The sequence below is a fragment of the Bacillus sp. PS237 genome (genome assembly GCF_037963345.1).
GTDB classification, from domain to species: domain Bacteria; phylum Bacillota; class Bacilli; order Bacillales; family Bacillaceae; genus Bacillus; species Bacillus subtilis.
Window position 1 is genome coordinate 3764426 of sequence record NZ_CP150156.1, and the last position, 12055, is coordinate 3776480.

Consider the following 12055-nt stretch of genomic DNA (forward strand, 5'->3'; position numbering starts at 1 on the left):
ATTTGTCACCAGCACAAAGAAGAATTTTACTGTATATCCTTTCATTTATCTTTGTCATCGGCGCAGTCGTCTATTTTGTCAAAAGCGATTATCTGTTTACGCTGATTTTCATTGCCATTGCCATTCTGTTCGGGATGCGCGCGCGGAAGGCTGACTCGCGATGAGCATTTTGGATATACACGATGTATCCGTTTGGTATGAACGGGACAACGTCATCTTAGAACAAGTGGATTTACATTTAGAAAAAGGCGCCGTTTACGGGTTACTTGGGGTAAACGGCGCCGGAAAAACGACACTGATTAATACGCTGACAGGCGTGAACCGCAATTTCAGCGGGCGTTTTACACTGTGCGGAATTGAAGCGGAGGCCGGCATGCCGCAGAAAACATCAGATCAGCTGAAGACTCACCGTTACTTCGCCGCCGATTATCCGCTGCTATTTACAGAAATTACGGCGAAGGACTATGTGTCTTTCGTCCATTCGCTTTATCAAAAGGATTTTTCAGAGCAGCAGTTTGCCAGTTTGGCCGAGGCCTTTCATTTTTCGAAATACATCAATAGGAGAATTTCGGAGCTGTCCTTGGGGAACAGGCAAAAGGTTGTATTGATGACAGGCTTATTGCTGCGCGCTCCCCTGTTTATTTTGGATGAGCCGCTCGTCGGTTTGGATGTGGAATCGATAGAGGTCTTTTATCAGAAAATGCGTGAGTACTGTGAAGCAGGCGGAACCATTTTGTTTTCTTCTCATCTGCTCGATGTCGTGCAAAGATTTTGTGATTATGCGGCTATTCTTCACAACAAACAGATCCAAAAGGTCATTCCGATTGGAGAGGAGACCGATCTGCGGCGGGAATTTTTCGAGGTGATCGGCCATGAATAACATAATCCCTATCATGTCTTTGCTGTTCAAACAGCTTTACAGCCGGCAAGGGAAAAAGGACGCCATCCGCATTGCCGCAGGCCTTGTCATTCTGGCCGTGTTTGAAATCGGGCTGATCCGCCAGGCCGGCATTGATGAATCGGTGTTGCGCAAAACGTATATCATACTCGCGCTTCTTTTGATGAACACATATATGGTGTTTCTTTCCGTGACATCACAATGGAAGGAATCTTATATGAAGCTGAGCTGCCTGCTGCCGATTTCTTCACGGAGCTTTTGGCTCGCCCAGAGTGTCGTTTTGTTTGTCGATACCTGTTTGAGAAGAACTTTATTCTTTTTTATTTTACCGCTGTTCTTATTTGGAAACGGAACGCTGTCAGGGGCGCAAACATTGTTTTGGCTCGGCAGGTTTTCGTTTTTTACCGTTTACTCCATTATTTTCGGAGTTGTGCTAAGCAACCACTTCGTCAAAAAGAAGAACTTGATGTTTCTGCTGCATGCGGCGATATTCGCCTGTGTATGTATCAGCGCCGCTTTGATGCCGGCCGCCACGATTCCGCTTTGCGCGGTTCATATCCTGTGGGCGGTGGTCATTGACTTTCCTGTCTTTCTGCAGGCGCCTCCGCAGCAGGGCAAGATGCATTCATTTATGCGGCGATCTGAATTTTCGTTTTACAAAAGAGAATGGAACCGATTTATCTCTTCTAAAGCGATGCTGTTAAATTACGCGGTAATGGCGGTATTCAGCGGCTTCTTTTCGTTCCAGATGATGAACACCGGCATCTTCAATCAGCAAGTGATTTATATCGTGATTTCCGCGCTTTTGCTCATCTGCTCGCCGATCGCCCTTTTGTATTCGATTGAAAAAAATGACCGGATGCTGCTCATCACGCTTCCGATCAAGCGAAAAACGATGTTTTGGGCGAAATATCGCTTTTATTCAGGCCTATTGGCAGGCGGATTTCTCCTTGTCGTGATGATTGTGGGTTTCATCAGCGGCCGTTCGATTTCAGTTCTCACTTTTTTGCAGTGCATTGAGTTGCTGCTGGCGGGAGCGTATATCAGGTTAACTGCGGATGAAAAAAGGCCCTCCTTCAGCTGGCAGACGGAGCAGCAGCTATGGAGCGGTTTCTCAAAATATCGGTCTTATCTGTTTTGTCTTCCCCTATTCTTAGCCATATTAGCCGGCACCGCTGTATCCTTGGCGGTCATTCCGATAGCCGGTCTGGTCATAGTCTATTACCTGCAAAAACAGGATGGTGGTTTCTTTGATACAAGCAAAAGAGAACGGCTTGGAAGTTAACCTGCTGAAGACTCATCAATTTTCAACTATTTCAATCGCCGCGAGCTTTCTGAAACCGATCGAAAGCGCGGCGGAACCTGAGGAAGAAACGATTTATTTTTACGGCGCCGCCGCATACCTGAAGGAGCAAATCATTGACGCTTTTGGTTATGCTGCCGGCAGCCGTTTCATGTACTCAGCGAATCTCTTTTTTGATCAGCAGCTGAAAACCTGCGGGACCCGTTTGATTCACCCATTATATAACGGGAATCTTCATGTTGACGCCCTGATGAAAACTTTTGCAGACTTGTCTTTCCCTTCTTCTCTTTCATTCGAAGCATTTGAAAAGGCCAGGAATGAGCTGCTGCTGAAAATCGAAAAGAAATTCACTGATCCCTTCTCCTACTCGGCGGCTCGCTTGGCTGAGGAGGTCTTCGGAAACCCGATGTACGGCACAGGCATGTTTGGCCGGAGAGACAGGATAAAGGCGATTCATCCTAAACGGTTTCTCGACGCAACGGACTTTATCGTTGATTTAGTGTCCCAGCAAAAACAGCTGAACATATTGGGACAAGTACAAGCATGTGATGTTCGGGGACATGCCCCGCAAACGTCCGCTGTAACGTCCGGAAGAATACCCGTAAACCGGCATGTTTTTGAAACAGAGACACGCAGCGCTGCAGGTCCTTCCGTCTTGACACTCGGATTTGACTGCGGAGAGATGAAAGATGCCAGCGATTATATCAAAATACAGCTAATAGACGGATTACTGGGAAAGTACGGCCATTCCGCTTTATTCAAGCACTTCAGAGAGAAGGATCTGGCAGTCTATCACGTTATCACCCGTTACGATGTCATGAACAATTTGCTGCTTGTTTCAATATGTACAGATCAGCTTCATGAGAAAGACATTCCCCCGCGCGTTTTGGAAGCTGTCTCAGCTTTTCATACAGATGAGCGGGAACTAGAACAGGCAAAGCAGTTTTTACGCAATGAATTGCTGCTGCAATTCGATTCTCCCGAAGGTCTATTGGCCTATATGGGGGTCCTGCGCCGCTTCTCCTGCACGAAAGAAGCCTTGCTGGATGGCATCTCAGCGGTTACATGCCGTGATGTATTGCAATTCATAGCGACCATCAATTATATCGGAGCTCATGTAGTAAGGGGATGAAGAGATGGAAAAGAAAGCCTTTTTTCAACAGCTGGATGAACGAACCGATATCAGATACACAGACAGCGGACTAAAAATATTCAGATTGAAATTCCCCCGCGCCCACCTGCGGCTGTGCAATGTAAAAATCGATTTTGGAAGCCGGGATGTATGTATACGGGCAGAATCCGGTGATACACTGCTTCCGTATGGCACAGCACATTTTTTAGAGCATCTTCTCTTCTGGCATAACGGCCGCAATCTGTACAGTGATTTTTTTGCGCATGGCGCGCTTTTAAACGCATTCACTACCTACACCGATACCAATTTCATGTTTACCTCATTACCGGATCGGCTCAGACAAACGATTCCCATCCTGCTTGATGCTTTATGGAACCACTCATTTGACAAGAAGATTGTCGCTCAGGAAAAAGCTGTGATTACAAGCGAAATTCAAACAGCACACCTTAACCATCAGCTCTCATATCATTATCAGCTGATCAGCATGCTTTCTCCCTCCTCACCAGCTGCCGTTTTCCCCGCAGGCAGAATCGAAGATATTGAGGCGCTGGACATCAGTGATTTACAAAAAGCCTATAAGGCTGCCTACCAAGCCCATCGGATGACGCTGTTTTTGATTGGGGGCTCAGAAAATACAGAAACGCTTTTGCCTCCTCACCTCCAGCTGGAAAAGCGTCCGGATTATCATGCTGAAAGAAAAATCATCCCGGCATGCCCTCCAGTCCTCTCACAAAAAATGATGCTGGGTGATGAGGAGCGGATGGAAGATACCTGGACCGGATTACAGATCGGCGCACTTCCCGGGCAAAACGATCTGTTGTCGATAAAGCTTTATTGGGATATCGCGGCTCGTATTCTATTTCAATTAGATTCACCGTTTTTTCAAGAGATTCAGCAAACGTACCGCCTGGAAATCGATCGCTTGTCAGCCGAGACTTATATATATGAGGATGGCGGTTTCTTGATCCTTCACAGTCAAGGGACCCATTCTTCAGCTTATATCGATGTGGCTTCATACTATGTCACACAGAAGAAAGAACAGGTTGCCGCCTGGCTTCAATACGGCAAGGACTCTTTGACAGACGCGATCATTTATGACAGCGATTATGTGCGTAAATGCTTCGAGTGGGCAGCCGAGTGTGACAGGTGCGATTGCTCGTTTCTTGACATGTACCACATCATTCAAGATATGGATGCGCAGGTTTTCTTGTCTCTCATTGATGCAATGGCATCTTCTAACAAAGCGATCATTCACGTTTCTCAGAAAGAGGCGATCAGACAATGAAACAAAGCACTGTCTTTACCCTTTTATTGCTGCTTATAGGTATGGCGGCTTATTCCTTCGGCTGGGTTCAGGCCGTTGCCGAAGCCGCCGCCCAATATGTACAGATGATCAACAATGATGCTGTGCGGCTCGGACTGCTGGCTTGTACCGCTGCCCTCCTGATGCTGCCTGCTTTTCTCTATCTTCACTATGTCACCCAATCCGTGAAAAACATGACAGCAGCTTTTCAGAAACTCACACAGTCTCATCAAAGCTGCTGTGACTTTCAGCAACACAACTTGTGCAGCCGATATGCAGAAGACGTCAAATCGCTGCGTGACAGCTATAAAAACGTCCGCCAAACATACGTGATGGCTGCCGTGTTGTGCCAAGTCATCATATTCGGCTGCATGTTCGAAATCGTTAAAGCCGTCCCTTTCCGCCTTCATACGCCCCCTGCCTTTTCAATGGGACTTGCGATGCTACTGATCCTGTATTTATTGTTTTGCATGCGAACGTATTTGCGGCAGCTTTTCCGGCACGGCAGCCTGTTCAGAAAAGTGTTTGCGGGAGCACTGGCAGCAGCCGGGATTTGGTGGATGCTCAGTTTCTCTATAAGTGAACTGCTGTTTCTGATTATCCTGGCTGCCATTCAGCAAATCGGATCATTTATTTATAAACGATTCTCTTATCACAGCACCGCTTCTCTTGATCTATAAAATAGCTACATCGCAATCGCAGACGGACCCGCGCCAACCGGAATCACCGTCACGGCTGTATAATCACTTGTGCGGTACACGGTCACAGCATTGTCGTTGGGCTGTGCCGCATAAATATACTGTTTGTCCGGCGTTACGGCGAGGTCAAAGGCGCCGGGGAGAGACACGTTTGCAATGATCCTCTGTCTGGCCGTATTAACTACGTATAAGTTATTAATGAGAAACGGTTCACTATATGGCTCTAGAAAATAAGCTCTAGTACTATCGAGAGAAAATACAATCGTCCTCAGCGTTTCAAATAAACGGCTGAAGTCCCCTCCCCTGCTTAATGGTGACAAACTAATCTCCGTTACACCTTTCGGCCACAGCTCACCATTCAATACGTACGCAAAATTTCCAGCGTAAGGAGTTGTAATTAAACTGGGAAATTCAAATGTATCTATGATACTTTCTACCAACTGCCCAGTATTTACATCATATTTATCAACCGACCAACTGCTTCCATTAGCGGTATAGACATACTGTCCATTCGGATCAAGAGCAAAGTCTAAAGCGCCGGGTATCGGAATGACATCAATGACCGATTGAGAGGCCGTGTTAATCACATATATAGATCCGGCGGCCATCACGTATGCGAACTCATCTGTTGGATCAAATTCGATTTTTCTCGGCCCTCCTCCAACAGTAATGGTATTTATGATGGTTAATGTTTTATTATCAATCACTGAGACAAGGTTGGTATTTCCATGGAGGACATACGTGAATGCTTTATCGAAAGTAACGCCTAGATTAGTTGGCACGTCAGAAAAAGGGATTGTTTTTACAACAGTGTTTAAATCTGCATCAATAACCGAAACCGTGCTGTCTCCAGTATTGGCAGTAAACACATACGATTGAGGGTCTGGTGATGGCGGTAAAACAAGTGTCCCGGCCACCGTAAGCGGACTGCCGTAGAAAGGCGGTACAATGAGCAGATCTTCCACTGTTATTTGACTGAAATCAGGACAGCGGCCAGACTGTGCTGCATAATAAACAACTTGATCAATCTCTTCAGTATGAATCACAGAAACAGCCCCGTCTCCTTGTCCATATTGATTTCGTACAGGCGACACACTGACAAGAAGCGTAATGGTCCCTTGTACTCTCACAGCATATCGAACACCGATATCTTCTGGTTCCGGCCCAGTCTGGATTAAGCAAGGCTCACTGATACAGGACAAATTGTCTGTACTCCATGTAACAGCCGCTGACGCTTCGGCCGTATCAACCTTGAAGCCCTCAGGGAAATCTATCGGCACTTGAAACGGCGCTTCCCGGCTAATTTCCTCATCACAAAAACAGAAACAATTTTCCTGTAAAGCAGAAAGATCATTCTTTTTCATGATTTCACGTCCTTTTAGAAATGCACAACATGCAGCGGTTAAATCGTAATGGCACCCGGTGAAACCCCAAGAGATATCACAGTTTCCTCAGAATAATCATCTGTGTTGTAAACAATGATGCTCTGCTCTATAAAACGAGTTGCATACAGAAAATCGCCATTCGGGGTAAACGCATAGTCTGTTGCTGATTGCGGAACATTTCCTATAACGCCTGCTCCATTTGGACTGACAGAATATAAATTGCCAGTGAAGCCGTCATATAAATACACCTCTGCTCCACTCGTAAACATTCGATATTCCCCTTCATACTCCAGCTCTTGGGTGCTGCTGATGGTAAACGTATTTAAATCAATAACCGTCAAATAATTAAAAAAGAATTCTTGTTCTAATACATAGGCATACCGCTCCGGCCAATTTGTTTCTATGGTTGATACGATAAGCTCTCGTTCAATTGTTCCTGTGACTTCACCGGTAGTTAGGTCCACTTTTTGCACTATTCCAAAATTCAGAACATAGGCGAATAACCCATTGGGATCGATTGCAACATCATATCCTTCCACAGGAATCGACCTATCCACAGTTAACGTATCAATTCCAATCACATAAACCGCAGTACCGGTGAAAACATAAGCAAACTCATGATTAGGGATAAATCTAATCAATCGAGGCGGCTGATCCAGCAATATAGTTGCTGTCACTGTTAATGTGTCATAATCGATGACAGAAATCACATTATTGTTGGGATGTAAGACAAACACAGCGCTTTTATCTGGCGTAATTTCAATACCTGCCGGATTGTACGGAAGAGCAATCGTTGTCACAACAGTATCGGTGTTTGTATCAATCACAGAAACTGATTGATCATTTGGATTCGCTGTAAACGCGTAGACGGGTTCCGGCTCCGGTACAAGCACAATTGTCCCCGTCACCGATAAAGGACTGCCGTAAAACGGCGGAACAACAACAAGGTTCTCAATCGTGATGTCACTGATATCCGGGCAATCATCCGATTCATCGGAATAATAGACGACTTGATCGATTTCTGCATTGTGAATGACGGAAACAGCCCCGTCCCCTTGTCCATATTGATTTCGGACAGGTGAGACACTGACGAGTAGCGTAACGGTTCCCTGCAGGCGCACTGCAAATTGAACACCGACCTCATCAGGCTCAGGCCCCGTTTGAATTAAGCAACGGTCACTGACACAAGAAAGGCTGTCTGCATTCCACGTCACGTTTGCAACAGCTTCAGCCGGATCAACGACAAACCCTTCAGGTAATTCAATCGGTGCTTGAAACATGGCTTCTCGGCTTGCTTCTCCCTCACAAAAACATAAGCACTCTTCTTGTTCTGCTCCTGCTTTTTCTTTAAAGGAAAGCTTGTTTTTTCTCATTCCTTCACTTCCTTTTCAGACATACACTGCTCACGCAGATATAACAGAATATGGAAGGGTAACGTGTTTGCTTGTACAAATTGCTGAGGGTAAACGCTTCTTTTTGAAAATATATCTCCAAACATGCGGTGTAACGAAAGAAAAAATTGCGGTTTTTTTGCGCTTCTCACAAGAATGTTGATGATAAAATATGACATATATAGAATTATGAAGGGAGGGATTTGCAAACGTGACAGGTGTCATATCTTCTTCTTCCATCGGAGAAAAGATTAACGAATGGTATATGTACATACGCCGATTCAGCATACCCGATGCAGAATATTTGCGACGAGAAATCAAGCAAGAGCTGGATCAAATGGAAGAAGATCAAGACCTTCATTTGTACTATTCACTGATGGAGTTTCGGCACAACCTAATGCTTGAGTACCTTGAACCGTTAGAAAAAATGAGGATTGAGGAACAGCCGAGACTGTCTGATCTGCTGCTTGAGATTGATAAAAAACAGGCTCGTTTAACTGGTCTGCTTGAGTACTATTTTAACTTCTTCAGAGGCATGTACGAGCTGGACCAGCGGGAATATCTGTCGGCTATTAAATTTTTCAAAAAGGCCGAAAGCAAGCTGATATTCGTTAAGGATCGGATAGAGAAAGCTGAGTTTTTCTTTAAGATGTCTGAATCTTATTACTATATGAAACAAACGTATTTTTCAATGGACTATGCACGGCAAGCATATGAAATATACAAAGAACATGAAGCTTATAATATAAGATTGCTGCAGTGTCATTCTTTATTTGCCACCAATTTTTTAGATTTAAAACAGTATGAGGATGCCATCTCACATTTTCAAAAAGCTTATTCTATGGCAGAAGCTGAAAAGCAGCCCCAATTAATGGGGAGAACTTTGTACAATATCGGGCTTTGTAAAAACAGCCAAAGCCAATATGAGGATGCCATACCTTATTTCAAAAGAGCAATAGCTGTTTTTGAAGAATCAAATATTCTTCCTTCCTTACCTCAAGCGTATTTTTTAATTACACAGATCCATTATAAATTAGGAAAAATAGATAAAGCTCATGAATATCATAGTAAGGGAATGGCTTATTCACAAAAGGCCGGAGATGTAATATATTTATCAGAGTTTGAATTTTTGAAATCTTTATACTTATCAGGCCCGGATGAAGAAGCAATTCAAGGATTTTTTGATTTTCTCGAAAGTAAAATGTTGTATGCTGATCTTGAAGATTTCGCTATTGATGTGGCAAAATATTATCATGAACGTAAAAATTTTCAAAAAGCTTCTGCTTATTTTTTGAAGGTGGAACAAGTAAGGCAACTTATTCAAGGAGGAGTGAGTTTGTATGAAATTGAAGTCTAAACTATTACTCTCTTGTCTGGCTCTAAGCACTGTGTTCGTGGCAACAACTATTGCAAATGCACCTACACACCAAATTGAAGTTGCACAACGAGGAATGATTTAACCGCCGTCCATCGGCGGTTTTTTCGTCCCCTCTTTACCAAAGTCTCCCAATCCATGCTATGATCTTTTCAATAATCTTGAAGAGAGTGGAAATGCAGCATGTCTCTAAAAAGTGTGAGAACCCACTTTACTCAATGGAATCGAGAAAATGATGTGACGGAGTTCGAAACGTCGAGTGCGACAGTTGAACAGGCAGCTGAGACAATCGGCGTAAGCCTGTCTAGAATCGCCAAGTCCCTGTCCTTCAGAGGGGAAGGAGATCAGGTGATTCTGATTGTGGCAGCCGGCGATGCCAAGATCGACAACAAAAAGTCCAGGCAAACATTTGGCTTTAAAGCAAGAATGCTCTCTCCTAATGAGGTGCTGGAGCAGACAGGCCATGAAATTGGAGGAGTTTGCCCATTTGGATTGGCTCATGATCCTGAGGTTTATCTTGATGTATCGCTGAAACGGTTTCAGACTGTTTTCCCCGCATGCGGCAGCAGAAACTCCGCTATTGAATTAACACCGAAAGAATTATCCGAATTTTCTTTCTCAAAAGTGTGGATTGATGTTTGTAAAGACTGGGAATAAAAAAACATCCAGACATCGTCTGGATGTTTACTTATTTCACAAACCCAAGCAGCATTTCACGGATGATTTTGCTGGCTGTGTTTGCCGTTTGCTCTGAGTGGTCATACACCGGTGCGACTTCCACTAAATCAGCGCCCTTTACGTTTACCTCTGAACGCGCGATTTCATGGACGGATGCAAGCAGTTCTTTAGACGTGATGCCGCCGGCGTCAACCGTTCCTGTACCCGGTGCGTGTGCAGGGTCTAATACGTCAATGTCAATTGTGACATAAACCGGACGGCCCGCCAGCTTCGGAAGCACCTCTTTCAGCGGTTCAAGCACTTCAAATTTTGAGATGTGCATGCCGTTTTCCTTCGCCCATTCAAACTCTTCTTTCATGCCGGAACGGATTCCGAATGAATACACATTGTGCGGTCCGATCAATTCTGCCGCCTTACGGATCGGCGTGGAGTGAGAAAGCGGTTCTCCCTCATAATCAACACGAAGATCTGTATGTGCGTCAAAATGGATGATCGCAAGGTCTGGGTATTTCTTGTACATCGCTTTAATGACAGGCCATGACACGAGGTGCTCCCCGCCCATACCCATTGGGAACTTCCCTTTTTCTAAAATGCTGTCCACGTACTCTTCAATCATATCCAGGCTTCGCTGCGGATTTCCGAACGGCAGCGGAATGTCGCCGGCGTCAAAGAAGTTCAAGTCAGCCAGATCGCGGTCTAAATATGGGCTGTATTCCTCAAGGCCGATTGACACCTCACGGATTCTGCTTGGACCAAAGCGTGAGCCCGGGCGATAGCTGACTGTCCAGTCCATCGGCATGCCGTAAAGAATGGCGTCCGCCTCTTCCCACTCGGGACGGCTCGCGATAAATACTTTTCCTGAATAAGCTTCATCAAATCTCATCTATAATACCCTCGCTTTCCTGTAAAAAAGCGCAAGATTCGCTCCTGCGCCATACCTTCATTATTTAATCAGGTCACTCACAAATTTCGGCAGAACAAACGCCGCTTTATGAATATCTTTTGTGTAATATTTCGTCTCAATATCGAAGAAACGGCTGTCTTCCACTGCAAGCGGATCATATTTTTTCGAGCCAATTGTAAATGTCCACAAACCGCTCGGATATGTCGGAATGTTCGCCGTATACAGCTTCGTAATCGGGAAGATTTCCTTCACGTCGCGCTGTACATTTGTGATTAATTCCGGTGTAAACCATGGGTTGTCCGTCTGCGCAACGAAAATACCGTCTTCTTTCAGCGCTTTTGCGATTCCTGCGTAGAATCCTTTTGTAAACAGGTTTACAGCCGGTCCGACTGGTTCAGTCGAATCTACCATGATGACGTCATATTGATTTTCAGATTTTGCAATGTGCATAAATCCGTCATCTACCTGCACGTCAACGCGCGGATCATCCAGTTTGCCTGCGATAGAAGGAAGGAACTTTTTAGAGTATTCGATAACCTTGCCGTCAATATCTACAAGTGTCGCTTTTTTCACGCTTGGGTGCTTCAGGATTTCTCTGATAACGCCGCCGTCACCGCCGCCGACTACGAGAACGTGCTCCGGATTTGGGTGCGTGAATAATGGGACATGCGCCACCATTTCGTGATAAACGAATTCGTCTTTTTCAGATGTCATCACCATGCCGTCCAAAAAAAGCATGTTGCCGAACTCTTCTGTTTCCACCATTTCTAAATGCTGAAACTCCGTTTGTTCTGTATGTAACGTCTTGTTAACCTTCATCGTAATGCCAAAGTTTTTCGTCTGCTTCTCTGTGTACCAAAGTTCGCTCAATTGTCATCTCCCTTTCGAGGCTGTATTCATTTATTGTAAGCGTCTTATCAGCTTTTATTCTCGGTTGAAATCTCATTTTCACCTAAGGAAAAAGTATAGAGGATGGCGGGGAAAAAGT

The 12055-nt window shown here is 44.9% G+C and carries 14 protein-coding genes; 9 read left to right on the forward strand and 5 right to left on the reverse strand.

What is annotated here, in order from left to right; genetic code table 11:
- Positions 1–2: 2 nt before the first annotated feature.
- Genes albB through albG form a run of 6 tightly spaced genes read left to right on the forward strand, consistent with a single transcriptional unit; the run spans position 3 to position 5316 of the window.
- Complete coding sequence (gene albB, locus NST22_RS19555; protein ID WP_003222006.1) at positions 3–164, forward strand: antilisterial bacteriocin subtilosin biosynthesis protein AlbB; 162 nt, start codon at positions 3–5, stop codon at positions 162–164.
- On the forward strand, positions 161–880 hold the full coding sequence (locus NST22_RS19560) for an ABC transporter ATP-binding protein (protein ID WP_003227564.1): 720 nt from the start codon (positions 161–163) through the stop codon (positions 878–880). Before albB ends, NST22_RS19560 begins: the two co-directional genes overlap by 4 nt.
- Positions 873–2183, forward strand: coding sequence for an antilisterial bacteriocin subtilosin biosynthesis protein AlbD (gene albD, locus NST22_RS19565; protein WP_003243158.1), 1311 nt, complete (start codon positions 873–875; stop codon positions 2181–2183). The genes NST22_RS19560 and albD overlap by 8 nt, the downstream gene beginning before the upstream one ends.
- Positions 2173–3333: an antilisterial bacteriocin subtilosin biosynthesis protein AlbE gene (albE, locus tag NST22_RS19570; RefSeq protein WP_010886633.1), complete on the forward strand. Its 1161-nt coding sequence runs from the start codon at positions 2173–2175 to the stop codon at positions 3331–3333. The genes albD and albE overlap by 11 nt, the downstream gene beginning before the upstream one ends.
- A 4-nt stretch (positions 3334–3337) precedes the next feature.
- Entirely contained in the window at positions 3338–4618 is a 1281-nt protein-coding gene (locus tag NST22_RS19575; RefSeq protein WP_003242974.1) for a pitrilysin family protein, read from the forward strand.
- On the forward strand, positions 4615–5316 hold the full coding sequence (gene albG, locus NST22_RS19580; RefSeq protein ID WP_003243391.1) for an antilisterial bacteriocin subtilosin biosynthesis protein AlbG: 702 nt from the start codon (positions 4615–4617) through the stop codon (positions 5314–5316). The genes NST22_RS19575 and albG overlap by 4 nt, the downstream gene beginning before the upstream one ends.
- 5 nt (positions 5317–5321) lie before the next feature.
- On the opposite strand, the gene NST22_RS19585 is transcribed toward albG, so the two are convergent.
- The 3 genes from NST22_RS19585 to NST22_RS19595 are packed head-to-tail and all read right to left on the reverse strand — an operon-like array spanning position 5322 to position 8319.
- On the reverse strand, positions 5322–6698 hold the full coding sequence (locus NST22_RS19585; protein ID WP_003244415.1) for a YncE family protein: 1377 nt from the start codon (positions 6696–6698) through the stop codon (positions 5322–5324).
- Positions 6699–6736: 38 nt separating this feature from the next.
- Positions 6737–8092, reverse strand: a complete 1356-nt coding sequence (locus NST22_RS19590) for a YncE family protein (RefSeq protein WP_003227552.1) — start codon at positions 8090–8092, stop codon at positions 6737–6739.
- Positions 8089–8319 carry a hypothetical protein gene (locus tag NST22_RS19595; RefSeq protein WP_009968328.1) on the reverse strand — a complete coding sequence of 77 codons (231 nt, stop codon included), beginning with the start codon at positions 8317–8319 and terminating at the stop codon, positions 8089–8091. Before NST22_RS19595 ends, NST22_RS19590 begins: the two co-directional genes overlap by 4 nt.
- Before the next feature lie 2 nt (positions 8320–8321).
- On the opposite strand from NST22_RS19595, the gene rapF reads away from it, so the two are divergent.
- From rapF to NST22_RS19610, 3 genes are all read left to right on the forward strand, one after another.
- Positions 8322–9467, forward strand: a complete 1146-nt coding sequence (gene rapF / locus NST22_RS19600) for a response regulator aspartate phosphatase RapF (protein ID WP_003227549.1) — start codon at positions 8322–8324, stop codon at positions 9465–9467.
- Positions 9451–9570, forward strand: coding sequence for a phosphatase RapF inhibitor PhrF (gene phrF, locus NST22_RS19605; RefSeq protein WP_009968329.1), 120 nt, complete (start codon positions 9451–9453; stop codon positions 9568–9570). Before rapF ends, phrF begins: the two co-directional genes overlap by 17 nt.
- A gap of 98 nt (positions 9571–9668) precedes the next feature.
- Entirely contained in the window at positions 9669–10142 is a 474-nt protein-coding gene (locus NST22_RS19610; protein ID WP_003227547.1) for a YbaK/EbsC family protein, read from the forward strand.
- A gap of 31 nt (positions 10143–10173) precedes the next feature.
- Here NST22_RS19610 and speB read toward each other — a convergent pair whose 3' ends face one another.
- A complete protein-coding gene (speB, locus tag NST22_RS19615; RefSeq protein WP_003227545.1) occupies positions 10174–11046 on the reverse strand; it encodes an agmatinase in 873 nt (290 codons plus the stop codon).
- A gap of 60 nt (positions 11047–11106) precedes the next feature.
- Positions 11107–11937, reverse strand: a complete 831-nt coding sequence (gene speE, locus NST22_RS19620; RefSeq protein WP_003227543.1) for a spermidine synthase — start codon at positions 11935–11937, stop codon at positions 11107–11109.
- Positions 11938–12055: the final 118 nt, after the last annotated feature.

Bases quoted from the DNA above. Each gene is read 5' to 3' on its own strand.
- NST22_RS19560 (WP_003227564.1), top strand. From the start codon at position 161: ATGAGCATTTTGGATATACACGATGTATCCGTTTGGTATGAACGGGAC.
- albD (WP_003243158.1), top strand. From the start codon at position 873: ATGAATAACATAATCCCTATCATGTCTTTGCTGTTCAAACAGCTTTAC.
- NST22_RS19575 (WP_003242974.1), top strand. From the start codon at position 3,338: ATGGAAAAGAAAGCCTTTTTTCAACAGCTGGATGAACGAACCGATATC.
- albG (WP_003243391.1), top strand. From the start codon at position 4,615: ATGAAACAAAGCACTGTCTTTACCCTTTTATTGCTGCTTATAGGTATG.
- NST22_RS19585 (WP_003244415.1), bottom strand. From the start codon at position 6,698: ATGAAAAAGAATGATCTTTCTGCTTTACAGGAAAATTGTTTCTGTTTT.
- NST22_RS19590 (WP_003227552.1), bottom strand. From the start codon at position 8,092: ATGAGAAAAAACAAGCTTTCCTTTAAAGAAAAAGCAGGAGCAGAACAA.
- phrF (WP_009968329.1), top strand. From the start codon at position 9,451: ATGAAATTGAAGTCTAAACTATTACTCTCTTGTCTGGCTCTAAGCACT.
- NST22_RS19610 (WP_003227547.1), top strand. From the start codon at position 9,669: ATGTCTCTAAAAAGTGTGAGAACCCACTTTACTCAATGGAATCGAGAA.
- speB (WP_003227545.1), bottom strand. From the start codon at position 11,046: ATGAGATTTGATGAAGCTTATTCAGGAAAAGTATTTATCGCGAGCCGT.